This window comes from Flavobacterium anhuiense (genome assembly GCF_900101855.1).
In the GTDB taxonomy this organism is placed as follows: domain Bacteria; phylum Bacteroidota; class Bacteroidia; order Flavobacteriales; family Flavobacteriaceae; genus Flavobacterium; species Flavobacterium anhuiense.
This window is the reverse complement of sequence record NZ_FMVC01000004.1, coordinates 362,180-387,662: the sequence shown is the minus strand read 5'-3', so window position 1 is coordinate 387,662 and position 25,483 is coordinate 362,180. Positions and strand designations below refer to the sequence as shown.

The window sequence follows — 25,483 nt, the reverse complement described above, 5'->3', positions numbered from 1 at the left end:
TATGTAAAATATTCGCAGAATCATGAAATTTTTTGTAAGTATATACTTTTAATTTAGCATTATTGAATTAAATTAATAAAAAACAAACAAATCATGAAAAGCAGAAAAATATTATTCGTATTAGCCTTAAGCGCGGGAATGTTCGTAACCTCTTGTAGTAACGACGATAATGAAGGAGAAACAATAGTTCCTATCCAAGGGAAGTATAATCTAAGCAAAACAGGAACAATTGTTAACGGTCAAGAAGTTTTAGTAGATGCTCCACAAAACCAAAGTGGATGTCCTGGAGATTATTTAGAGTTAAAATTAAGTAATGCTGCAGTTATTGGAGATTATGATGGAAGTAATTGTGCTTTAACAGAAACTACTGGTACTTATGTAAGATCCCATAATGATTTGACTATTACTGTTGGAAATGTAAGTTCTACTAGCGATATCATGAATCTTACCAACAAAGAGTTAAAAATTAAAGACAAAACAACAGGTATAATTACTGTTTATACTAGATAAAATTTGTTTTGAGATAATTTCAATTTCCTTTGAAATGGAAAAACGGAAACCGCTTATTTGCAGTTTCCGTTTTTTTTATGAATTGAAATATGGAATTTAGAATTTAAAAAATCTTATTCTACAGGAATATAAATATCAAAAGAAGCTCCTTTATTTTGAATACCCGAAGCCGTGATGATTCCGTTGTGGTTTTCAATAATTTTTTTTACAATAGCTAATCCTATTCCAGTTCCGTTGTATCGGTCTCTTCCATGAAGGCGCTGGAAAACTTCGAATATTTTTTTGTTGTACTGGGCTTCAAAACCAATACCGTTATCTGAAACTTCAATGTGACAATATTTTTTAGCGGGAATCAGTTTTTCATTTTCTAAATCTTTTCCTAATGCAATTTTGCTTTTAATTTTTATTACAATTGGAATATCAGGATTTGAAAATTTTAATGAATTACTGATGAGGTTATATAACAACTGCTTGAACTGAAACGGAATGATATTAACTTCAACGCTGTCTTCAATTTCAATTACGGCACTTTTTTGCTCTAGTTCTTCGGTTAAATCTTCCTTTACTTCATTTATAATTTGGGCAAGATCTGTTTTTATGAAAATACGTTCTTGGGCATTTGTTCTTGAATAAGCCAATAAATCATTAATTAAGGTCTGCATTCGCTGTGCTGCGTTCTGCATTCTTTTGAATTTATCTTTTCCGTTTTCTGTTAAATGTTCGGCTTCTTTTTCAATAATCTGAGACGCAAAAGTCTGTATTTTTCTGAGCGGTTCCTGTAAATCATGACTTGAGATATAAGCAAACGACTGGAGTTCTTTGTTCATTTCTTCCAGCTCATTATTTTTCTGCTCTAGTTCGAGTGCATTCATTTTTAATTTATCATCGGCTTTTTTCTTTTCGGTTAAGTCATGCGTAACTTTTGAAAAACCGATAACGTCACCTTTTTTATTATGCACAGCTGTAATAACTACGCTTGCCCAGAATAAACTTCCGTCTTTACGCGTACGCCAGCCTTCATGAATTACTTTTCCTTTTTCGCGAGCCAACTCCAAAAGTTTCTCGGGCAATTTATTCTTCTGATCTTCATTGGTATAAAAAACAGCAAAATATTTTCCGATAATTTCCTCTGCCTTGTAGCCTTTAATCTTTTCAGCTCCAACATTCCAATTCTCCACAATGCCATTTGGATTCAAGTAGAGTATTGAATATTCTTGAACTTCTTCAACCATTAAATGGTAACGTTCTTCACTTTTTCGAAGCGACTCGTTAATTTGGATTAATTCTCTTGTTCTGGCCGTAACCTGCTGTTCAAGTTCGTGCGTAAAAGCTTTTTCGGTATGAATATCGGTAAAGGCTCCCACCCATTTTACAATTTTATTGTCAGGTCCAAAAACTGGTTCGCCGATAACGGTATGCCATCTGTACGAACCATCTTTTCTTCGCATTCTTACATCACAGCGGTACATTTCTCCCGTTGCAAGCGCATGCTGCCAAATTTTTATATTTTCATCAAAGTCATCTGGATGAATCATTTTCTGCCATGACCCTTCAACTCCTGGTTCAATGCCAGTATATTCAAGCCATCTTCCCGAAGTGAAAAGGGCATTTCCATCGGCATCGGTTTCCCAGATTAATTGCGGAATACTTTCGGTAAGCAGTCGGAATCTCTTCTCGCTTTCTTCGATTTTCTTTCTCGCTTCAACTTTCTCCGTAACATCAATAAGCGTCATTCTAATTCCAGAAATCGAATTATCACTTTCGCGGAGCGGTGCAAATTCAAAATCTACATAAAATGGGTTGCCGCTTTTTTCATTTTCAAAAAATAATAATGATTCTGATTCCGAATATACATTTCCAGATTCGTAAACTTTCTTTAATAAATCAGCATATTTTTGTTTTTTCAGCTCTGGAAATATTTCTAGTATTTTTTTTCCTTGAACTTCAGTTTCTTCTTTTTTCCAGATATTATTCAAAAGTACAAAATTGGCCATTTCGATTACAAAATCATTTCCTCGCAAAATGGCTTTTGGAACGGGCGACTGCATAATAAGATTGCGAAGTTTCTTTTCGCTTTCTTCAATCTTCTGCTGGTATTTTTTTTCTTCTGTAATATCTCGAATTGTTCCAATGAGTTTTTGAGGATCATGGTTTTCATCATAAAAAACTTTTCCTTTTCCTTCAATCCAGTGTATTGATTGGTCTTTCCAAATTACACGGACTTCATAATTTAAGAAACCTGTACTTAAAGCTTCCTTAAAGCCTTTATTTCTAATGTGTAAATCATCAGGATGAAGATGGGCTAATAATTCTTCGTGAGTTAATGCCACTTCTTCCGTGTAACCTCCAAGAATTTCAAGGTATCTTTGCGAATAAGAAGGTATTCTGGTTTTAACATTCAATTCCCATGTCCCCAATTCGCTGGCTTCCACTACAATTTTGAGGCGTTCCTCATTTAATTCAATTTTTTTTCTAGCTTCTACTTTTTCAGTGACTTCAGTAGCCGTTACTAAAATTCCAGAAATGTTCCCATTTTCTTCTTTTAATGGATGGTAAAGAAAATCAAAATAAGAGGTTTCTATTTTTCCATATCGGTTTAAAGGTACAGGAACTTCAATTCCGTGATACGGAATTCCTGTATTTAAAACACTGTCTAATAAAGTGCTAACGGTTTCTTTTACTTCTGGTAAAGAATCGTACAGTGGTCTTCCGACAAAAGTTTGTTCCTCTCGATCAACAAGTTTGAGATAAGCTTCGTTTGCCATTTCGACTACATATTCTGGGCCGCGAAGAATCGTAATGCCAACAGGAGCTTGCCTTACAGTATCGCGGAAACGCTTGTCGCTTTCCTCTATTTTTTGTTTGGCTAAATATAAATCAGTTATTTCAACCCCGGTATTCATTACGCCATATACATTTCCATAGTTGTCATAAAGTGGCGTAAAGCTGTAATCAAAATAAGAAGTTTTTACAACGTTGTCTACAATAAGATTAATTTTTGAATTTTTGGAATGAAAAGGTATTCCTGTTTTATACACCATTTCGACTTGTTTAAAAATGGGCTCATCTTTTAATTCAGGAAGAATTTCGGTGTATGTTTTTCCAATTACATCGGGACCTTTTCCCCAAACTTTAATGATGGAGTCATTTGCCAGTTCAATGCGCATTTCCTCGCCTACATAAACCGCAATCGGAAAAGGGGTATTTTCAACCAGCTGCCTTATTTTTTGCTCGCTTTCTTCTATTTTCGTACGAGCCAAAACTTGAGCTGTAACTTCTGTAGCAATTGCGGCTACACCAGAAATAGTTCCGTCGGTTTCTCTTAAGGCTTCGTAAACAAAATTGATATAAGTGTTCTCAGTTTGTCCGTTTCGATTTAATTGGACAAATAATTCGTCTGTGGTAATTTTTTTTCCGTCTGTAAAAACGTTATGAAGAATTTCATCAAAGCCTTGTTTTTTTAATCCTGGCAGAACTTCAAAAATAGGTTTATTAATTACATTTTCTGCTTTTGTGCCCCAAAGCTGCAGCATTTGTTCGTTGGCGATTTCAACTATATGATTTTTACCTCTAAAAATGCACATTGCGACAGGAGCCTGCATAATATTATTGATAAATCGTGCATTACTTTCCTGTAAAGCATCTGCAACAATTTTCTTTTCGGTAGTTTCGATAACGGTAACCAAGATTCCGCCAATAGAACCGTCTTCTATTTTTATGGGACTATACGAAAAATCAAAATAACAATCTTCTGTATAGCCATTTCGATGAAGCGAAACTTTAAAATCAGGAAAACTTACTGCTTGTCCCTGCATAACATTGGCAAACATAGGACCAATGGTGTCCCAGATTTCGGCAAATGTATCTTTAGAGCTTCCGCCCAACGCATCCGGATGTTTTGAAGCGCCAAGAATAGGACGAAAAGCATCATTATATAATTGAATATAATTTTTCCCCCAAGCAATGTACATTCCAAACGGATTGCCTAACATCATCGCAGTCATGGTTTTAAGACTCTGAGGCCATTTTTCGGGATCACCCAAAGGAGTTTGGCTCCAATTTGCGGAACGAATTAATTCTCCCATTTCTCCTCCTTCGGAAAGGAAATAATGTTCCTTTTTTTTATGGCTCATTTCCAAATAGAGTTAGGGTTGCAGTATGAAATTAGCTCTTTCAGGCTGTGTGAAATTGTTTTCAGATGCAATGGTAAGGGCTTTATTTATAACAGATTTCAGTTTAGAAAATTCTCCAGGTTTCCTGATATAATAAGAAGCACCTTGTTGATATAGTCTATTTACTATCTCACTATCCAGTGAAGTAGAGAAAATAATGATGGGCAGATTTTTTAGTTTTTCGTCATTTTTTATTTCATCCAAACATTCCAAGCCATTTTTTCGGGGCATATTAAGATCCAAAAAAACAACTTCTGGAAGATTTACAATATTATTTTTTAAATAATCCATTAATTGTACGCCATCGTGAACCATTAAAAGATCATTGCTGACAGCTATTTCATCGAGAGCTTCTTTAAAGAAAAGGCAGTCGTCTTCGTCATCGTCAGCCAGTAAAAGATGGTAATGCTCCTTACTCATTTTGTAGTCTCCTTAATTTAGGGTTAAGTTTGTTCGGATAAATTTAACTTTTTTCGATAAGATTTCCTGATTTTTTATGAAGAATGTTTTTCAAAGACCTAAAAAAAGCTGTTTTAGAATCTATTTTCTTTCTCTCAAACAATTTTATTTTTAAAATGGCGTTTTATTAATTCTTATCAATTTTTCGCGAGAAAAAACAGTTTTGAGATTTCGTTTCTTTCTAAATACGAATAGGAAAATCGCTGAGAAACCCTTTGAAATCTCGCTTTCAGTATTCATAATTTTCCAATTTTAGTGTGTACCGTATCCAAAAAGTGTGAAATAATTATACACTCTTTTTTGAACTTCTTTTTCTAAATAGCTCTTTATCAGTTTAAAATCGTATTGGCACGTCACTTGTAAAAAGTGTTTATGTCAAAATCTTTGATGCGTTTGTTTTTTTATTGTTTCTCGAATAAGAGCCACCAATAAATGAGAAAAGAAAAGATTTTACTAAAAGCCAAATTAAGGAAATTAAAAAAGGAGTATAAGCATGAAAAGCGAAACAATTATCTCAGAACAATTTTATGCGAACGGCAGTTCAGCAATCAGCGAAAAAACATTAAACGGTTCTTTTTTCAGAACCAACGAAAGAACAAAAGTGCATGTAGAACGTCCAACGAGCCCTTTTGGATTAGCGGTTCTTGTTGCAACATTTTTATTATTAATTGCTGGATTAGTTTCAGTATTTCTTTTACAAGACGATTTTGAGCAATTTCATTTTGAAAGAATTGCTTCGACTTGGGGATTGCCATTTTTAGTAATCACTACCATTTTGTTTTTCTATCAAGCAGGAGTTTTCTTGTACAGCTCTTACTTGTATTTAAGATATAAAGCAATTCCTTCTGTATCAGATGATTTATTGCCAATCTGTACGATTATCGTTCCGGCATATAACGAAGGAAAATTAGTTTGGGATACTCTATTAAGTCTTGCAGACAGCGATTATCCAGCAGAAAAACTACAGCTTTTAGCAATTGATGATGGAAGTAAAGATGATACTTGGTACTGGATGCAAGAAGCAAAAGCAAAATTGGGAGATCGCGTTACAATTTTCCAGCAGCCAAAAAATCAAGGGAAACGTCAGGCATTATACAGAGGATTTAAATTAGGAACAGGAGAAATATTTGTTACCGTAGACAGCGATTCTATTGTAAAAAAAGATACTTTAAGAAACTTGGTGAGTCCGTTTGTGGTAAACAAAAAATGTGGTGCAGTTGCAGGAAACGTTCAGGTTTTGAACAACAAAAAAGCAATTTTGCCAAAAATGCTAAATGTAAGTTTCGTAATGAGTTTTGAATTTCAGCGTTCTGCAGAAAGCGAGTTGGGATCTGTGTTATGTACGCCGGGAGCTTTGGCAGCGTATAGAAGAGATGCCGTTTTCAACTGTCTCCCAGAATGGATCAACCAAACTTTTATGGGCGAACCTTCAGATATTGGAGAAGACCGTGCTTTGACTAATATGATTTTGAAACAAGGTTTTGAAGTTAAATTTCAAAGAAATGCCGTTGTATTGACGAATGTTCCTGAAGAATACAAAGGTCTGTATAAAATGTTCATAAGATGGGCAAGAAGCAACGTTCGTGAAAACCTAATGATGGCAAAATATGTTTTTACAGATTTTAGAAAAGGATCAAAATTTGGCGCGAGAATGTTATTCTTAAACCAGTTTTTTAAAATTGCAATGACGTATCCTTTTATATTATTTATGTTTTACTTTATTGCGGTTCACCCAGTATTATTTTTAAGTTCAACATTGGTAGCCATTTTAATGTTTTCAACATTTTCTATGGTATTTTATGCAAAAAGATACACGCTTTCAGAATCATTCTGGGCATATTCATATAGTGTTTTTTACACTTTCAGTTTATTCTGGATAGGGCCTTATGCTATTGCAACAGCCAACAAAAAAGGCTGGTTGACAAGAGGCTTATAAACAAGTACACTTTCATTCTATTATAAAACTCCACCCAAGAGAATTACCCGTTGTGAGCATTTACAGCGGGTTTTTTGATTTAAAAAAAGATAACCATTACAACCCACGTTCCGCTAGGAACATTTCATCGGTAGAATTAAAATGTGGATTGTGGTTACACGTTCCATAGGAACGTTTGATCGGTAAAAAAAGGTAACCAGTGAACCCCGTTCCTCTAGGAACGTCTCGTCGGTAAAAAATGCATGACAATCAAACGTTCCTAAGGAACGTAAAACAATGATGTCAATCTAATTCTAGCGATGAAATGTTCCTACGGAACAAATAATTAAACGTGAAATTATGTCGAATTTTATATGTTTTTATTTGAATCCAAAGCAGCAATAATCTGCTTTTTCATAGTAGTATTAATATAATCTAAAGCCTCAGCATACGAAATGGCATAACGTCTTTCGATGTTTTGAAAATGTTTTGGAAAACTGCTTAAAATTTTATCATAATAAATATCGAGCTGTTTTTCTGAAGGCATTTCATATTTCAAACGAAGCTGAAATCTGCGCAATAAAGCACTGTCAATTATCTCATAATGATTGGTAGCACAAATCAGTAAACTATCAGAAGGGAAATAATCAAAAAGCTGAATAATGGTATTGACCAAACGCCTCATTTCGCCTACGTCTTTATCATCGCTGTCACGGCTTTTTCCGATCTGATCAAATTCGTCTAAAAATAAAACCGCTCTTTCTCTAATGGCTTTATCAAAAATGGCTTTTAAATTTTTAGAAGTTTCACCAATTCTAGAATCGACAACAGTGCTGAGGTTTACAATAATAATGTTTTTGCCTAACGTATTGGCAATCGCTTTTGCTGTTGTCGTTTTACCACAGCCAGAACTTCCGTGCAATAAAATTTTATTATCAACTTTAAGATTGTACTTTTTTAGTTCTTCGATATATTGATGCTCTTTGATAATCTGAAGCAATGCAGCTTTATTCTCATCACTAAAAAATAAATCGTCTAAAGCAATTTTTTCATTATCAATTACAGTAAGATCATTCAGGTTCATCTGCTCATTTATTTGCTTCAAAATTAAGTTTTATTCTGCAATGTTTTCGTTCCAGATTTCTTTTCCTAAAAAGCGGTTTCCGAATATCGAAGTGCCAATTCGAACCATATTCGAACCTTCCGCGATAGCAAGTTCCAAATCCTGAGACATTCCCATCGAAAGTTTTAGATTTTGCAAATCGTCAATTCCTTCCGAATAAATTTCATCCCGAATAGTTCTTAAAAGCCGGAGTGACGGAATCATTTTTTCTTTTTCAACATCAAGCAAACCAATAGTCATGAGACCTTTTATATTTAATGTATCGTAAGTTTTTATTTTTTTAATGAAAGACAAAACTTCTTCTGGAGCTAGACCAAATTTGCTTTCTTCGTAAGATGTATTGACTTGCACAAAAACATCTAATTTTCTGTTTTGGTTTTGAAGTTGTTTGTGCAATTCATCAGCCAGATTTATTCGATCTAGAGATTGAATGCAAGTCACATATTTCAAGACATCTTTTATTTTATTGGTTTGAAGATGTCCAATAAAATGACGTTCAACAGGAAGATTTTTCAAAACATCATTTTTATCCCTCAATTCCTGCATTTTGTTTTCGCCCATTAAAGTTTCTCCAGCTTCAATTGCGATTCGAATTTTTTCAGCTGGAACCGTTTTAGTTGCCAATAAAAGCTGAACATCAGCAGTGTTTCTGCCGGCAATTTTGCAGGCATTTTCGATACGCTGGCGCACTTTAGTTAAATTAAAAATAATTTCGTTTTCCATATTGCAAAACTATGCCTAAACAGCAAAATTCTGCTGGACCAGTATATTTCAAAAAATGAAAAAACTGGATGATTTGACACTACGAAAACCAATATAAATTTGCATAGAAAAAAAAACTTAGAATCTTAGTAACTTAGAATCTTAGCACCTTTAAAAAAATGAAAATAGCAGTTTGGGATACTTATGTAACCCGCAAAGACGGAAAAATTATGCACTTTGATATTTTGGTAGATGAAAATGTTAATGATGCAGAACAGGTATATGAATACGGTAAAAAATATCTAAAAAGTGTAGCGCAAGAAGGACAGACTTTATCTTCTAAAGAATGCCGTTTCTGTCACATTGATAAAGCGCCGATTGAAGTTGAAAATCAGATTCGGGCAAATGGGTTTTCTATTATTGAAATGGAGAATTGCAATTAAATTAATTTGCAAGACTGATAACTAGAAAGGCTTCGACTCCGCTCAGCCAGACAATCTTCATGTCACCCTGAGCGAAGTCGAAGGGCTTTTTATAGCAATTTTGAAAGTACGCTTATTCCTTCCTCCATTTGTTTTTCTGAGAGTGAAGCATATCCTAGACGAAAACCTTTGATAGTCTCATCAAAACTAAATCGGTTTGGGCTCATAATCTGAATGCCTTGCGATTTTAGCTTTTCAAAAACTTCAAGAACATCAATTTCTTCTTTTGGAACAATCCAAAATGCAAGCCCGCCTTCAGGTTTTGTAAAGGTGATTTTATCTTTCAGATATTGATTTAGCAGACTTTCAAAATAATCTCTTTTGTTTTTGTAAACCAAATTGGCTTTTTTGAGATGACGCTTTATTTTCCCTTCATTGATGAGGTTCAAAATCGCCTCTTCCATAATATTATCGCCCTGAACATCTATTATTTTTCTATGGTTTCCGATTTTCTGAATGTTTTCATGAGAACTCGCCAGATATCCAATACGAAGCGCAGGAGCAACAATTTTGCTGAAAGTGCCAATGTAAATATAGTTTTTCAAAACCGAATAACTGGAAATCGGAAGTATTGGGCGCTGTCCAAAATGAAATTCATTATCGTAATCGTCTTCAATAATTGTAAAATTATATTGATTAGAAAGTCCAATCAGTTTTAATCTCTTTTTTAAAGAAAGCGTTACCGTGGTCGGAAATTGATGATGAGGTGTAACGTAAATTGCTTTTATGCCTGAATGTTTTTCAAGATATTTTTCTACTTGATCGATATCCAATCCGTCTGAGTTTACATTTACGGGAAGTAATGTTGCGCCTGCATTTTCAAAAGCTTCCCAAGCAGGTTTGTACCCCGGATTTTCGACCAAAACAAAATCGCCTGATTTTAAAATGCAATGCGAGGCAAGATACATCGCCATCTGGCTTCCGCGCGTAATGCAGATTTGATCGTAAGAAATACTCATACCACGTTTAAAATTCAGCATTTGAGCAATCGATTTTCTAAACTCCAAATTTCCCAATTCGCTGCTGTAACCCATAATTTGCCAGCGCGATTTTCGGCTAAACAATTCGCGATACGCTCTTGCCAGATCATTCATTGGTGCAAGCCGGCTATCGGGAAGTCCGTCATCAAAAACTAAAAAACTTTTGGATTCCTCTATTTTAATTTTTTGGTCTTTTTTGTTTTCTGCATCATGATTGATTTGCGGAAGTGACTGCGTTACAAAAGTTCCTTTTCGGTCGATTGTTATGAGCCAGCCTTCGGCAATTAAAACGTCTAAAGCTTCTACAACTGTGTTTCGGTTTACTTTCAATAATTCGGCGAGTTGTCTGCTTCCTGGTAATGCATTGCCACTTACCAATTTTCCAGTTTTTATGGCATCTATTACAGCGTCGGCAATTTGCAGGTAAATGGCTTTATCTGATTTTTTATCAAGCTGAATTTCTAATGGCCACGGTCGAAGCATCTGGACTGTTTTTGTTTGGTAAATAAATATATTTTGCTAGTCCAAAAATACAATAATTATCATTAGAGTATTTTTAATAGTATAGTGACGAAAAAAATGAGCCTCAAATTCAGTACATTAAATAGCTTTTGTTATTTTTAAAAATGAAAATTTAAAACTGTAACAATGAACGATCTGCTTCGGAAATTTTTAGGACAATTCAATAGGTTTAAGCCTTCAGATATTGATCTAATTATTGAAAACACAACAATCGAATTTTTTAAAAAAGGCGATTTTGTAGTAACAGAAGGACAGATTAGCGATAAATGTTATTTGGTTTTAAAAGGCTGTTTAAGACAATTCAAAATGATTGATGGAGTCGAAAAAACCTCGGGTTTTTTTATAGAAGAAATGCCTTTAGTGATTTATTCCAGCTACTTAGACGGAAAACCTTCTGAATTTAACATCCAATGTCTTGAAGACACCATTTTAGTGAGTGGCACTCGAGAAAAAGAATTAGAAATGCAATTAAAAAGCCCAATATTGGAGCATATAACTTTGTTGATCATGGTTTCAGATTATCGAAAAGCAGAACGTTATATTGCTTTGCTAAACAATTACAATCCAGAAGAACGTTATCTGAAATTCATGAAATCGAATCCTAATTTTTTAAATCGAATACCGCTCGTTCATATTGCCAGTTACTTAAGTATTACGCCCGAATCATTGAGCAGAATTAGAAAAAGGATAGTTCAGAAATGAGTTTGTTTTTATAGCTAAAACTTATTACAAGTAGCTGTCGCGAATCTGTTTTACCCGAGTTCGTTTTTATATTTAAAATAAAATCCAGTGCAAATAATTCCGATTGCAATTTCGGATATCGCCGCATTTAGAATTGTTGGACTTGGAACTCCATCAACAATTAAGGCATATAAGCGAGAAAATCCGTAAGCGAAATACTGTAAAATTGCTGTTTGCAGAGAAATTTTTGTAAATGAATATTTGAATGCTCCCGTAACAATTACAATTCCAAATGCAATCAGCGTTCCGCCCGAAGAACGGATTTCGCTCAACAGACTAAAATCATTTTCGTTAAGATAAATACCTGCTGAAGCTTCAAAAGTTATCGGAAAAAATAAAAGCGCGATCCCAATCGAAAAACCAATAAGTCCGACAATAAAAAGTAAAATTTTAAGATAGATTGATGATTTCATAAAATGTATTTTGAGTTTTAGGTTAATAATTCTCAAAAGTAATGGCTATGAAAAAGTTAAGACCTTGACTTAAGATAAGAAAATAAGGAGAGCAATTTTTTATTTAAGAAATTTTGAGTTAAAAAAAGGAAGCCTGAAAAACTCAATTTTAGATTTAAAGAAATTGGCTACGTCATTTTTTTGAAATTTAATAAAAATACAATTTTAACGTAAAAAGAAGTTGTTTTGGAGATTTTAGAAAATTCATTTTATTTTAATTGTGAATTTTATTTATGTTTAAAAAACAAGCTGATTTTGTTGGTGAAATTAGAATTTCTTTAAACTAAATCTGCTGTTAAAATTAAGATTTATCAGAAACGCAATTCTCTGAGACTAAGAACAAATTAGGATTATTAACGGAATTTATTAAGTTTGTTGCGAATTATTCAATCTCCATAAACTTCCATCATTGCCAAATTCTATCTTAAATCAGGATCAGATTTTAATCGATCGTCTTCGCGGCGGCGACGAATCGGCATTGACAGAATTGTACAATACATTTTGGCAGGCACTTTTTATGTCGGCTTATAATGTCATTAAAGACAAAGAATTGTGCGAAGATATTATTCAGGATATTTTCATGAATATCTGGCACAATCGTGAAAAAATCGAAATTCATATTTCGCTAAAAGGATATATGTACGCCTGCGCGAGATATCAGGTTTTTAATCATCTGAGAAAAAATAAAGACAAAGTTCATGTAGAACTTTTTGATGATTTAGAAAAACGTTTCTTGTCTACAACTCCAGAAACACAGTTAATGCACGACGAACTGGTGCAACAGTTGAATTTAATCATTGCAGGACTTCCTGAAAAATGTCAAGCTGTATATAAACTAAGTCGCGAAGAACAGTTGAGTCATAAAGAAATTGCCGAACGGCTTAATATTTCTACAAAAACAGTCGAAAATCATATTACCAAAGCATTGCATACTATTCGCTCTTCGATGGGCGAAAGCATGAGTATGGCGATGATTTTATGGCTCTCAAAAAATATCTTTTAGCGGAATTAAAAATGCAGTGATTTGGGTTGATGGTGTGTGGTTTTTCTTCTTTTTTAATTCTTTTTCAAAAAAAATCAAAAAAAAAGCAATTTGGACTAGGGGGTATATTCCTTTTTGGTTACTTATCTCATATACTCCCGAAATAATACAATAAAAAATGAAAAAAGAGGATTTCTTACTGTTATTAAATAGATATCTTTCCGGTGATACCAATCTCGAGGAGAATAATAAATTATTGAATTATTACGAAAGTTTCCAAACCGATAAGAATTGGGACGAAACTTTGGGCTCTAAGGAAGAACTTGAACTAAAAATGAGAACACGTCTTCAAAACGCCATTCAATCTGAAGAATCTAAAATCATATCAATTCAGCCATTTTATACCAAAACATCTTTCAAATTGATTGCCATGGCGGCATCATTATTATTGCTGATTTCAATTTCATTAATAATAAATAAAACAAATCCGCTTAAGATTGAAACACCGCAAGTGGCGCACAAAGAAATTTTAATTGGAAGCGATAAAGCAACTCTGACTCTTGAAGACGGTTCTGTTATCGAATTAGAAAAAGGAAAATCATACAGCAAAGGAAATGCTTCTAGTAATGGAGAAAAGTTAATTTACAATTCCAACGGAAAATCTGCAGCAATTGCCAATAATCTTTTAACGATTCCGAGAGGCGGGCAGTTTTTTGTGCAACTTGCAGACAGTACCAAAGTCTGGCTGAATTCTGAATCGCAATTAAAATACCCAGTTGCTTTTGTTGACGGCCAGACCAGACAAGTTGAATTGGTTTATGGAGAAGCATATTTTGAAGTTTCGCCAAGTACCAAACATAAGGGTTCAAGATTTAAAGTTAAAACTCAAGAACAGAATGTTGAGGTTATCGGAACAGAATTTAATATTAAGGCTTATAGAGATGAACCTGCAATTTATACCACCTTGGTACAAGGAGTTGTTGCTGTAAGCAATGCCGCCAAAAAGCAAATTCTGACTCCAAGCCAACAATCTAAAATAACAGAATACAATGGAAATATAAGTGTTTCTGAAGCCGATGTCTACAATGAGATTTCTTGGAGAAAAGGATTGTTTGTATTCAAAGGAATGCCTTTAAAAGATATTGCGAGAGTATTGTCAAGATGGTACGATGTTGATATTGTATTTGCAGATCCAGCGCTTGGCAATGTCAAGTTTAATGGTGTTTTAAATAAGAATCAGAAATTAGAAGACATATTAACCACGATCAAGAATATCAATTTTATTAATGCCTATGAAAAGAAAGACAATAAAATTATAATCAAATAAAAAAGAAAAGGGATTAAAGTTTAGACCTCTCACCGTACTGCGCTTTATCCCTTTCTGTGTATCAACCAGTAAGTCAGTTTTATTAACCAACCACCAATTAACATGTAAATTTATGAAATTTAAATTAACCAGTGCCTATTTCTATTTTAGAAAGCGGCTAATTATTAACATTATGAGAACTTTTATCTTCTTGTTTTGTACTACAATTTTTGGTTTTTCTCCCGTAAATCTATTTTCACAAAACACGAAAGTTGTAATTACAGCTGATAAAACAGTATCTGTTGACGAAGTTTTTGACATTATTAAAAAACAGACCAACTATACTTTTATTTATCAGGAAGATTTATTTAAAAAATTACCTAAAGTACATTTAAAAAAGGGAAAAATTAAAGTGAATGATTTATTGGAAGCCAGTTTTTCCAATAAGGATTTTGATTTTAGTTTTTCTGCTGGAAATACAATTATTGTAAAAGAGAAAAAAGCAACCGAAAAAGTTGTAGCTCCAGAATCCAAATTTATTGAAATTAAAGGAACTGTTACCAATGATAAGGGAGAGCCTATTCCAGGAGTAAATATCAAAGTAAAAGGCACAGGTGTTGCTACCCAAACCGATTTTGATGGTAAATATACCATTACAGCTCCAGATGATGGACAAATTCTCTTTACCTATATCGGACATCGTGCGCAAGTTATTGAGGTTAATAACAGAAAAATAATTAATGTAAAACTTCAGGAAGAACGAAAAGAGCTTGAAGGAGTTGTTGTAAATACAGGGGTTACTGTTCGTAAAAAAGAATTGATAACTGGTGCTGTAACTATTTTTAAAGGTGAGGAATTAAGACAGGTGTCTACGCAAAATGCGGTTCAGGCTTTAAAATCATTAGATCCGTCTTTTATTGTTGTAAATAATAATATTGCGGGTTCAAACCCAAATATTTTGCCAACTATAGAGGTGAGAGGGCAGACGAGTTTAACAGCAAATCAGGTTGATAGTCAGTTTAGAGACGATCCGAATCAGCCTCTATTTATTTTGGACGGATTTCCAACCACATTACAGCAGGTTGTCGATTTAGACATTAATAGAATTGCGAGCATCACTTTATTAAAAGATGCGGCTTCGACTGCATTGTACGGTTCTCGTTCTGCAAATGGTGTTGTGGTTATTGAAACAAACAAACCAATACCTGGAAAATTGCAGTTTAATTATGTGTATAATTCATCTTACGAATTAGCAGATTTAAGTGTTTATCATTTAATGAATGCCGAGCAAAAACTGGAGTTTGAAAGACTTTCTGGAGTATATACCACTTCTAATAATGCTTCTGAATTTGACTTTAAAGTACAAAAAGAATATCAAAGACGTTTAGCAGGTGTGCGAAGCGGAATCAATACGTATTGGTTAAATGAGCCAATTCAAATGGGAATTACCTCAGGGCATAGTTTGAATTTCGGAGGTGGAAGTGACGAGTTCCGATTCAATATCGCAGGAAATTATAAAAAGGTTACGGGAACTATGAAAGGGACTGAGCATAATACTTGGGGATACAATGCTACTTTAACTTACCGAAAGAATAAATTGAGTATTAACAATCAGTTTTTTGTTTCTGGAGGAGATAACCAAGAATCACCGTATGGTTCTTTTGAAACTTGGGCAAAAACAAGTCCGTATTATCCAAAATATAATGAAGATGGAATTATAACACGTTATTTGGATGGTTCTTCATTACCTTTAGAAGCAAAAGATATTGTGGTAAATCAGGCTCCTAATCCGCTTTACAATGTTTTCTTAGGTAGTTACGATAAATCAAATTCTTTCAATTTTACGAATAACTTTGCTGTTAATTACGATATAAATCCACATATAAAAGCAACTGGAGCATTATCGGTAACAAGAAACAGCACGCTTTCAACTGTTTTTGTATCGCCAGATGATACGAGATATATTAATGATATTGCGACAGAAAAAGGATCGTACTTTAAAAACGAGGCAATTACTGATAAATGGAACGCCAATCTTGGTGCCACTTATTCTAATGTTTTTAAAAATGTACATTCTTTCAATTATACCATTAGAGCTTCGGCTTTAGAAACTAGAAACAATGCTTTTGGAACTACGCTGAGAGGGTTTCCATTAGGTGTTGAAGGAAATCCAGCATTTGCTTTTGGATACCAGCCAAACGGAAAACCTAAAGTGTTCACCGAGTTAATTCGAAGTGTTGATTTAACCAATCAAATCAACTATGCTTATGATAGAAAATATTTGTTTGATTTTACACAAACAATGTCAGGAGCAACCAACTTCGGAACCAATAAAAAATATTCTCCATATTGGGGTGTTGGTGTGGGATGGAATATCAATAATGAGTTCAAAATGAACGAAAGCATTGTTAATATTTTAAAACTTCGCGGAAATATTGGACAGACAGGAAATCAAAATTTAGTAGGTTTTGCTTCTTATGACGTTTATTCATATAGTATTAACACTAACGTTTTTGGACCTGGACTATCGGTTTCTCAACTGGCGAATCCTGATCTAGAAGCGCAAAGAACAAAAGATTTATCAGTTGGATTAGATTTGGCTATGTTCAGAAATAGACTGACTGCAACATTAGGTGCCTACAAAAGGAAGACTTCTCCACAAATTGTGGCGATTGATATGGCTGCTTCAACAGGGGTAAATTCGTATCCATTAAATATAGGCTATCTAGCTACACAAGGAATAGAATGGAAAGTGAACTACAACTTTATTTATGATCTTCAAAAGAACTTTATTTGGGGAATTGGTATTATGGGTGCTTCTGGGGATAATAAATTAGGAGGTTTTAATAATGCTCTTTCTTCTCTAAATGAGGCTGCTCAAAAAACAACAAGTCTTACGCGTTATTACGATGGAGCGAGCAGTAATGACCTTTGGGCTGTTCCTTCTTTAGGGATTGATCCTGCAACAGGAAGAGAAGTTTTCTTAAAGAAAAATGGTCAATCGACTTTTACATTAGATAAAAAAGATGAGGTGGTAATGGGGAATTCTAGAGAAACGGCTACAGGAGTTGTTTCTACAAACTTGACCTATAAAGGCTTCAGTTTCGGACTATTAGTGCGATACAGTTTTGGAGCGGAAAGATTTAATACCGCCTTGTACAACAAAGTAGAAAATATCTCGAAGGATAATATTTTTGATAATCAAGATGCGAGAGCTTTTACAGATCGTTGGACAACACCTGGACAGGTAGCACAATTTAAAGCTATTGGTTTGACGAATGCTACTCCAATATCTTCTCGCTTTATTCAAAAAGACGATTATATAGCAGGAGAATCTATGCGTCTAGGATATCGAGTAACTGATAGAGCTTGGCTAAAAAGAGCAGGATTAACTGGATTAGCATTTAATGCTATTGCAAACGAATTTTTCCTAGTGTCTTCTATCAAAGCCGAGCGAGGTATCGATTACCCTTTTTCAAGAATCTATTCACTTAATTTAAACGTATCATTTTAATTAGTATGAAAAAGTATTTACATAAAATTTCATTCCTTTTTCTAGTATCTCTTACAGTTGTTGGCTGTAGTGATTTTCTAGATGTGGTACCTCAGGATAAAATCTTAGAATCACAGCTGTACAGCTCAGAAACAGGAGTTCAGAATGTGCACAATGGACTTTATTTGCAATTGGCCTCCAATAATCTTTATGGCAAACAGCTGACTATGGATGCCGTTGAGATTTTGGCACAGCAGTATAATATACAGTCAAATCATGAAAAATATACTATGGCGAGTTATAACTATGCTGAAAAAACACCTAAGGCAACTTTCACGAGTATTTGGGAAACAGCATTTACAACCATTTTATCAGCCAATAAATTTCTGGAAAGCATAGAAGAACATGCTGGTGTAATTTCTGCAGAAAAAGCTAATATGTTAAAAGGCGAAGCGATTGCGATTCGCGCTATGCTTCATTTTGATATGCTTCGTCTTTATGGGCCTATTTACAAAGTAGCTCCTGCTGATCCTGGAATTCCTTATTATGATAAATATGTAACAACAATTAACCCGATTCTTCCAGCAAATGATGTAATTGCAAAGGTGCTTGCAGATCTTGATCAGGCTTTAACTCTTTTAGCAAATGACCCTGTTTTGACCACTGGAAAGTATACAGGATCGGGCGCTTTTGGGGGCAATCCGTATTATTCTGTAAACAGAGGAAATAGAATGAATTATTTGGCAGTAAAATGCTTAAAGGCACGTGTCCTATTATATTCTGGAGATAAAACAGGTGCTTCAACTATAGCAAATGAAGTAATCAATTTTACTAAATCAAATACACTTTTTCCTTGGACAGCCTTTTTAGATGCAACTAATGCAGCAGATCCTGATCGTATTTTTTCTTCAGAAAATTTCTTTGCTCTAAGCGATTATACCTTATATACCAAACAAAAAGATTTGTTTGATTCTAGTCTGGAAGATCGTAAAATATATTCTCCGTTATTGTCTAGAATCAATGCAGTTTTCGAGTCGAATGATAACGATTATAGAAGTCTTCCAAGCTGGAAAATTCCAATTGTTGGAGGAAAAACTCAGAAAACATTCTTTAAATATGAAGATGTTAGTGATAAGACTAAAGTGTTTCGTTTGCAAATTCCAATGTTCAAACTTTCAGAAATGTATTTAATCGCAGCCGAAACTTCAACAGTTCCTGCCACTGGAATTTCTTATTTAAATACGCTTCGCTTTAACAGAGGACTTGGAAATTTAGCAGCAACAGCAGTTTTAGCAACCGAAGTCACAAAAGAATACCGAAAAGAATTTATTGGAGAGGGACAGTTGTTTTTCTATTACAAAAGAATCAATTCTGCAAATATTCCAAACGGTGCTGCGGCATCAGGAAATTTGACTATGAATGCCACTCAATATGTAGTACCGTTACCAGATTCCGAAATTAACTTTCAATAATTTAAAAGATTAAATATGAATAAGATATTGATTTTAAGTATAATCTTCGTTTCTTTTTTAGGATTTACATCTTGCGAGAAAGAAGAAATTGAAACATACCAAGACACCGATAATATTTATTTTTCTAATGCTTTATATGCTCCAAATGGGATTAGTGAGCCTGTTCGTGATAGTACAGGATTTAGTTTCAGTTTAGATAGGCCAGCTATAACGGGAAGAATTTTCAAAATTCCGATTAGGGTTCAAGGAAACCTAAGTGATGTTGACAGAAAAGTAAAACTTACTGTAGATCCATCGAGCACAGCGATTGAAGGAACTCATTTCTCTCTTCCTAAAGAAATTTACCTTCATGCAGGAAAACATGTCGATACAGTAGATGTTGCTTTTTTTAGAACTCCAGATATGAAAACCAATCAATATACATTGGTTTTAAATCTTGAAGAAAATGAATGGTTTACCACAAAAATGCAGACAAAAGTGGTGAATTCTATTACGGGAAAAACCATGAGTTTTATTCGATGTAAAATAACTTTCGATGACAAGTTAACACAACCTCCAGGATGGTTTGCCGCTTATTTGGGTGTTTTTACTGCTAAGAAATTCTTTTTAATGTGTGAACTAATGAGTCTAAATCCAGAAATGTTTGCACAGAAACTTGGCTCTCCAGGACTAACGGTGCCAGATGTAACATATTATCAAAATTTTATGAAACGTTACTTAGCCGATCAGAAGAAATCTGGAAATACTATTTATGAAGAAGACGGCACAGAAATGTTCCTTCCATAAATTATCAAATTCATTTCATTATAAAACGTATAAAAATGATAAAAAAGATACAAATTAAAATCGCTGTGATGCTCCTGTTGATCTTAGCGAGCAGTTGCGTAAGCGATGAAGGGAATTACAATTATACTGATATTAATACCTTAAATGTAACAGGTATCGATAATGAGTATACTGTTTATACTGGAGAAAGTTTTAAAATATCTCCAAATTTAAATCCTACCAAAGATGATGGGACTGATCCTAATCGCTATACATTTGAATGGGTAGCGTTAAAGGGAACTAGAACTGTTATCGGCACAACAAAAGATTTTGATGCCGCAATAAAATTGTCTCCTGGTCAGTACAAGATTTATTACCTCATTACAGATAAAGTTACTGGAGTTACTTGGCAAACGGAGTTTTTAATTACTGACAAAGTTACTGGGGTTACAAAGAAACAGGACTATTTTACATTGAATGTAGTTTCGGCTATTTATGAAGGATGGCTTGTGGTAGGTGATGTTGATGGAAAAGCAAGATTAGATATGGTTTCTATAATACCAAACGGAACAACACGTGTTATTACAGATGTTTTAGACGCTGCAGGTTCAGCTCTAAAATTAAGTGGTAAAGCTGTCGATGTAGAATGTTTTGGCTCAGCCCTTGCCACTTCCACTGCTTATGGAATTTATGTAACCTCTACAGAAACTGGTACAGCAAGATTAGAACCAGACTCTTTTGCTTGGACACAATCTCAAAATATTGCTTACGAAAGTGTTGGTGGTGCTTTTGATACCAATTTTGGTGTTGATTTTATGAAATCTGCTGGCCCTGCAGAAAACATTATTTACAGCAAAGGAAATGTGTATAGTTACATAAAAGTGCAGCAAGTTAGATATGGTTTGCCAAACAATATCTTGGATACAGAAACAAAACCTTTTTATGCAGCGCCTTTTATAGCGGAGAATCAAGGATACGGTGGTCCTCCAGTTTTATTTGATAAAGATTTGCGTCGTTTTGTTCGTATGAATGTAGTAAAAGGAAATTGTTCTATAATGCCTCCAGTTGTTGGTTCTCCAACTGTTTTGGATTGGAACAATACCAATTGCGATCTAGTGTTTATGACTACGTCAGCTTACAATTCTTATGAAAATTTTGCGGTCTTAAGAAATATTACAACAGGTAAATTTCATTTGTTGAGATTTAATAAAGCTTTTGCGCAAACGTATTATAAAGAAATCTTGAATGCTCCAGATTTTGATAAAGCGACCAAATTTGCTGTAAGTCCAGATTCTGGTTATTTGTTTTATGCAGTTGGAGGAAAACTATATGAGTATGATAATGGAACTCAGTCTGCAAAATTGATGCTGGACAAAGGAAGTGAAGAAATCACTTATCTGGATTGTAATGCAAGAGCCAATAAATTATACAATAAAAAATTAATTGTTGGAAGTTACAATGGTTCAGTAGGAAAACTAGAATTATTTACTGTTCCTCCTGTAAATGGAGATTTGGTACTTGATTATAGTTATTCAGGATTGTGTAAAATTGTTGATGTTGCATACCGTGCTAGATAATTAAAAATTGATAACTCAAAGCCGAATGAATTTTTAAAATTCATTCGGCTGAATAACCCACATTTTATGAAACGATTTTTTAGAATCGCAAGCGCAGTTTTGCTGCTTGCCTGTCCATCTATTGCCTTAAAAGCACAAGCGCAATCCACTCAAGAAAGTTGGGAACAAGCTAAAAAACAAGCGCAAACAGAGAAAAAATTAATTTTTGTCGATTTGTATTTTACAGGCTGTATGCCATGCGCGCAAATGGACAAAGAAGTGTTTCCTGATCCAAAAGTAACAGCACTTTTAAACGCTGATTTTGTCATTTTCAAATCAGATATTTTGAAAGAAGAAATCGGTAAAAAGCTATGCATGAAATATGGCGTTACCGGATTTCCAACTTTTTTATTGATGAATGCCGACGGAAAAATAATTGACATTGCAGGCGGTTTTCATAACGTAGAGCAATTTACAGCTTTACTTCAAAACGCAAAAGAAGCGGCTAAAAAAGGGATTTTCAAAAAGTATAGTCCTGAAATCAATGAAAATGATTATCCTGATTTTTACAAACAAGCGTATTTAAACGGAAAAAGAAATGTTCCTTTCGATGTGATCGATACATATTTAAAATCTAAAGATTCTTCTGATGAAATTTCTTTTGTAATTGTTACTGGATTGCGAGTTGGAAAACAATATGATGATGCATTTCTTTTCAATAGTAAAAAACTGGCGAAAGATTACGGAACATGGAATGTGACAACACACGTATTTTCCATTTTACAGCGCAAGAAAAAAGAATTCGAAAAAAAGAACGATTTAAAAGGATTTACAGAATTAGTAAATGAATCTAAAGAACTCTATACGCCAGAAGAATTCGCCAAATATTCGGGTATTTTATTAAAAGATTTTGGAGTAGAAAAAGTGGTAGTTAATCCTTCGGCTTCGCACAAGTAATCGAAATGAAAAAGATACTTTTCTTTTTAGTACTGATTTTTGGCTGTACAATTCATGCTCAAAACAACATTCAGAAATCTATTAAAACTTTCGAAAAAGCTTTTCAGAACAAGAGTTTTGCCGAAATGAAAGATCTTCTGGCGCCGCAATTTACTGTTGGCGTTGGAGATTCTTCTTCAAACGAATTTTATCTGAATGGTATTTTCAAAGCATTTCCGGCTTTAGATTCTATTCAGGTTGCAAAATCTGTGTCGATTAAAAATGAAACTTTTGTCTTGGTAGATTTTTGTTTTAAAGGAAAAGAAAAAAAGCCGTCTCAAATCGTCTTCAACTCAGAAAATAAAATGCTGTACGTGACTTTTTTCGATTCTTTATACAAAGTTGACCGACACGCGCAAGTAAAAGAAGTGGCAAGCATTCCGTTTGAAATTATCGAAAACGGAATCGCCATTAAAATAAAACTAAACAAAGCCGATCGTGAGTTTTTAATGCTTTTTGACACAGGTGCAGACGGAATGGCGCTCAATCCAGACAGCGCCTACAAAGCAGGCGTTGTTGTTACCAAAAGTAAATCGGCATCTGTAGTTGGCGGAAGTCAGCAAGTGCAGTATTCTGCGGATAATACTATTTATATTGGCGATCAAGTTCTAAAGAATCAAGGTTTGGTTATTTTTCCGAAACATGGAGTTTATGACGGATTGTTTGGTGCAAACTTGTTGAGAAATTTTATCACGTCGGTCAACTTTGACACGATGACGATTGACTTGTATAATTTCGGAAATTTTAAGTATTGGGGAAAAGCAAAGCCATTGGTTTTTGATTATAAATCGGGACTTCCGGTAGTAAAAATGAATCTGACTTTTGAAGATAAAAAAACAGTCGAAGGCAGTTTCACTTTTGATACTGGGGCAGGTTACGATCTTATAGCTTACGGACCTTTCAATCATAAAAACAATCTCGAAGCAAGTCTAAAAACCGAATACAACTCTGTTAATTTCAGTTTAGGAAAACAAACCAAAATTGTCGGTGGTGCCATTCCAAATGTTGCGATCAACGGAAACAATTTTCCGAACGTAACAATTGCCTTGCAGGAATATGACGAAGCCAATAAAAGCTGGGCCTTCGCTGATGGATCACTCGGAATTGATTTAATAAAACGTTTCAATTTTACCATTGATCTTTTGCATAAAACGGTGTATTTGGAACCGAATAAGAATTTCAAAAAAATGTCTTCTTTCTATTTAAGTGGACTTGATTTAGATTTTGATGAAAACCAAAATCTTCTGGTAAAGAGAATTATAGATCAGGAAAATGAGGATTTGAAAAAAGTCAAAATTGGTGCAAAAGTCACACAGATTAATGATTTTGAGGCAAAAGATTTACTGAAGCCTGAAAATCTGAAACAATTAAAAGAAACAAAAGAAAGCAAAGACTTCATTATAGAACAAGGCGATCAATCTATGCGAATTTCAATTTAAAACTATCAACCAAAAAACAAAGAAACAATGAAAAAACACATTTTTTATTTCATTTTGACCTTCATTACGGTTCAAATGAGCTTTGCTGCCAATCTTTCGGAATACGCAGTAATCAGAGGAACAATTACGATTCCAGATTTCAAAGCAAAAGAGGTAACACTTTACAATGTCGAAGAAGGAAAGCCAGTCGTTGCTGCTACCGCAAAAGTCAATTCACTGGGGGAATTTGGCTTTATGACACCAGTTTCAGCTGCTGGCTTTTATTATGTTGACTATGGACAATTTAAAAGCAGAAACCAATTAATTCGTTTGTATTTAGAACCAAAATTAGATATTAATCTTGTGGTTAATAAAACCAATTATGTTTTAAGCGGAAAGAATATCGGACAAAATGCTTTGGTGCAAAAAGCAAACGAAATCTATAACGAATTTGCGCCATTTGCCCGTTTGGGTGAAAATGTATCGTATGTAGAATTTTATCCATTCATTGATAAAGGCATTGCTAAAGCAGATGAATTTTCAAAATCAATTAAAACCAAAGATGCGAATTTCAATAAACTACTAAAATTGGCCGTTGCAACAGATGTTGAAGAATTGACTTATACTTTTTTCAGAATGCCAAGATCTGTGTTTCCAGACAAAGACGATCGTCCGGCAGTGATTAAAACTTGGATGGCAGACAAAAAGTTTACAGATCCAGATTTGTTAAAATTAGCGAATGGAGTTTCTTTGATGACCAATTATTTTTTCTATGTAAGCATTAATGGTGGTGAGAAACCAAAACGTTTGGACTTAACAGAATCAATTACTCATATTACAGACCCAGCTTTAAAAGATGCATACCTTCGCGAAGAAGTGGCAACTTCAAGAATGAAAATTGAAGAATACGAAAAAATTGCGCCAAGCATTAAACCTTTTATGGTTTCTGACGCGAGTAAAGCATTTTTATTAGAATATGAAAAAGTACTTCATAAAAATGTGGGGCAAAAAGGATTGGATTTTACTTATAAAGACATCAACGATAAACCAGTTTCGTTTTCAGATTTTAAAGGTAAATTTGTGTACATCGATTTGTGGGCAACTTGGTGCGGACCTTGTAAAGCAGAGATTCCACACATGAAAAAAATCGAGGAAGATTATCACGGAAAAAATATCGTTTTTGTAAGTCTTTCATTGGATAAACCAAAAGACGCACAAAAATGGAAAGATTTTGTTACTAAAGAACAATTAAAAGGGATTCAATTAATGGCCGATAAAGATTTTGGTTCTGATGTGGCAAAAAATTATGACGTAAATGCGATTCCAAGATTTTTATTGTTTGACACAAAAGGAAATATTATCAATGCCGATGCGCTTCGTCCGTCAAATCCAGAGTTGAGAGTGCAACTGGATAAATTATTGAAAGGTTAATTAATA

Annotated in this window: 19 protein-coding genes; 13 read left to right on the top strand and 6 right to left on the bottom strand. The window is 34.1% G+C overall.

Annotated features, from left to right (window positions below; all coding sequences use genetic code 11):
• Window positions 1–93: 93 nt before the first annotated feature.
• On the top strand, window positions 94–510 hold the full coding sequence (locus tag BLP44_RS12725; protein ID WP_008468325.1) for a lipocalin family protein: 417 nt from the start codon (window positions 94–96) through the stop codon (window positions 508–510).
• Window positions 511–623: 113 nt separating this feature from the next.
• Here the strand turns inward: BLP44_RS12725 and BLP44_RS12720 are convergent, their stop codons facing one another.
• Together BLP44_RS12720 and BLP44_RS12715 are read right to left on the bottom strand one after the other, a co-directional pair.
• Complete coding sequence (locus BLP44_RS12720) at window positions 624–4,643, bottom strand: PAS domain S-box protein (RefSeq protein WP_091133414.1); 4,020 nt, start codon at window positions 4,641–4,643, stop codon at window positions 624–626.
• 12 nt (window positions 4,644–4,655) lie between these two features.
• Window positions 4,656–5,102, bottom strand: a complete 447-nt coding sequence (locus BLP44_RS12715; protein WP_066033882.1) for a response regulator — start codon at window positions 5,100–5,102, stop codon at window positions 4,656–4,658.
• A 532-nt stretch (window positions 5,103–5,634) separates the two neighbouring features.
• On the opposite strand from BLP44_RS12715, the gene BLP44_RS12710 reads away from it, so the two are divergent.
• Window positions 5,635–7,077 (top strand): glycosyltransferase family 2 protein, encoded by a 1,443-nt coding sequence (locus tag BLP44_RS12710; RefSeq protein ID WP_091133412.1) that lies wholly within the window; start codon window positions 5,635–5,637, stop codon window positions 7,075–7,077.
• A gap of 349 nt (window positions 7,078–7,426) precedes the next feature.
• Here BLP44_RS12710 and BLP44_RS12705 read toward each other — a convergent pair whose 3' ends face one another.
• On the bottom strand, window positions 7,427–8,140 hold the full coding sequence (locus BLP44_RS12705) for an AAA family ATPase (RefSeq protein WP_091133410.1): 714 nt from the start codon (window positions 8,138–8,140) through the stop codon (window positions 7,427–7,429).
• A gap of 30 nt (window positions 8,141–8,170) precedes the next feature.
• Window positions 8,171–8,902, bottom strand: a complete 732-nt coding sequence (locus BLP44_RS12700) for a YggS family pyridoxal phosphate-dependent enzyme (RefSeq protein ID WP_091133408.1) — start codon at window positions 8,900–8,902, stop codon at window positions 8,171–8,173.
• Between the two features lie 158 nt (window positions 8,903–9,060).
• Between BLP44_RS12700 and BLP44_RS12695 the strand changes: the two genes are divergently transcribed.
• Window positions 9,061–9,324 carry a DUF2024 family protein gene (locus BLP44_RS12695; protein WP_008468331.1) on the top strand — a complete coding sequence of 88 codons (264 nt, stop codon included), beginning with the start codon at window positions 9,061–9,063 and terminating at the stop codon, window positions 9,322–9,324.
• Between the two features lie 89 nt (window positions 9,325–9,413).
• Here BLP44_RS12695 and pdxR read toward each other — a convergent pair whose 3' ends face one another.
• The gene (pdxR, locus tag BLP44_RS12690) at window positions 9,414–10,826 is read right to left on the bottom strand and encodes a MocR-like pyridoxine biosynthesis transcription factor PdxR (RefSeq protein ID WP_091133406.1); all 1,413 of its coding nucleotides are present in this window, start codon (window positions 10,824–10,826) and stop codon (window positions 9,414–9,416) included.
• Between the two features lie 165 nt (window positions 10,827–10,991).
• Here pdxR and BLP44_RS12685 point away from each other — a divergent pair, with 165 nt between their 5' ends.
• Window positions 10,992–11,567: a Crp/Fnr family transcriptional regulator gene (locus BLP44_RS12685; protein ID WP_091133404.1), complete on the top strand. Its 576-nt coding sequence runs from the start codon at window positions 10,992–10,994 to the stop codon at window positions 11,565–11,567.
• Between the two features lie 50 nt (window positions 11,568–11,617).
• Here BLP44_RS12685 and BLP44_RS12680 read toward each other — a convergent pair whose 3' ends face one another.
• A complete protein-coding gene (locus tag BLP44_RS12680; protein ID WP_091133402.1) occupies window positions 11,618–12,019 on the bottom strand; it encodes a DUF4345 domain-containing protein in 402 nt (133 codons plus the stop codon).
• Between the two features lie 448 nt (window positions 12,020–12,467).
• Between BLP44_RS12680 and BLP44_RS12675 the strand changes: the two genes are divergently transcribed.
• From BLP44_RS12675 to BLP44_RS23160, 9 genes are all read left to right on the top strand, one after another.
• Entirely contained in the window at window positions 12,468–13,061 is a 594-nt protein-coding gene (locus BLP44_RS12675) for an RNA polymerase sigma factor (protein WP_091133400.1), read from the top strand.
• 157 nt (window positions 13,062–13,218) lie between these two features.
• Window positions 13,219–14,367, top strand: coding sequence for a FecR family protein (locus BLP44_RS12670; RefSeq protein ID WP_091133397.1), 1,149 nt, complete (start codon window positions 13,219–13,221; stop codon window positions 14,365–14,367).
• Between the two features lie 172 nt (window positions 14,368–14,539).
• Window positions 14,540–17,860, top strand: coding sequence for a SusC/RagA family TonB-linked outer membrane protein (locus tag BLP44_RS12665; RefSeq protein WP_170830236.1), 3,321 nt, complete (start codon window positions 14,540–14,542; stop codon window positions 17,858–17,860).
• Between the two features lie 5 nt (window positions 17,861–17,865).
• A complete protein-coding gene (locus BLP44_RS12660; protein WP_091133392.1) occupies window positions 17,866–19,311 on the top strand; it encodes a RagB/SusD family nutrient uptake outer membrane protein in 1,446 nt (481 codons plus the stop codon).
• A 15-nt stretch (window positions 19,312–19,326) separates the two neighbouring features.
• The gene (locus BLP44_RS12655) at window positions 19,327–20,097 is read left to right on the top strand and encodes a DUF4843 domain-containing protein (protein WP_091133390.1); all 771 of its coding nucleotides are present in this window, start codon (window positions 19,327–19,329) and stop codon (window positions 20,095–20,097) included.
• Window positions 20,098–20,132: 35 nt separating this feature from the next.
• Window positions 20,133–21,653, top strand: a complete 1,521-nt coding sequence (locus tag BLP44_RS12650) for a PKD-like family lipoprotein (protein ID WP_091133388.1) — start codon at window positions 20,133–20,135, stop codon at window positions 21,651–21,653.
• Window positions 21,654–21,719: 66 nt separating this feature from the next.
• Complete coding sequence (locus BLP44_RS12645) at window positions 21,720–22,589, top strand: thioredoxin family protein (RefSeq protein ID WP_091133386.1); 870 nt, start codon at window positions 21,720–21,722, stop codon at window positions 22,587–22,589.
• A gap of 5 nt (window positions 22,590–22,594) precedes the next feature.
• Window positions 22,595–24,067 carry a retropepsin-like aspartic protease gene (locus BLP44_RS12640; protein WP_091133384.1) on the top strand — a complete coding sequence of 491 codons (1,473 nt, stop codon included), beginning with the start codon at window positions 22,595–22,597 and terminating at the stop codon, window positions 24,065–24,067.
• A 27-nt stretch (window positions 24,068–24,094) separates the two neighbouring features.
• Complete coding sequence (locus BLP44_RS23160) at window positions 24,095–25,477, top strand: TlpA family protein disulfide reductase (RefSeq protein ID WP_244511764.1); 1,383 nt, start codon at window positions 24,095–24,097, stop codon at window positions 25,475–25,477.
• The last annotated feature ends 6 nt before the right edge of the window (window positions 25,478–25,483 follow it).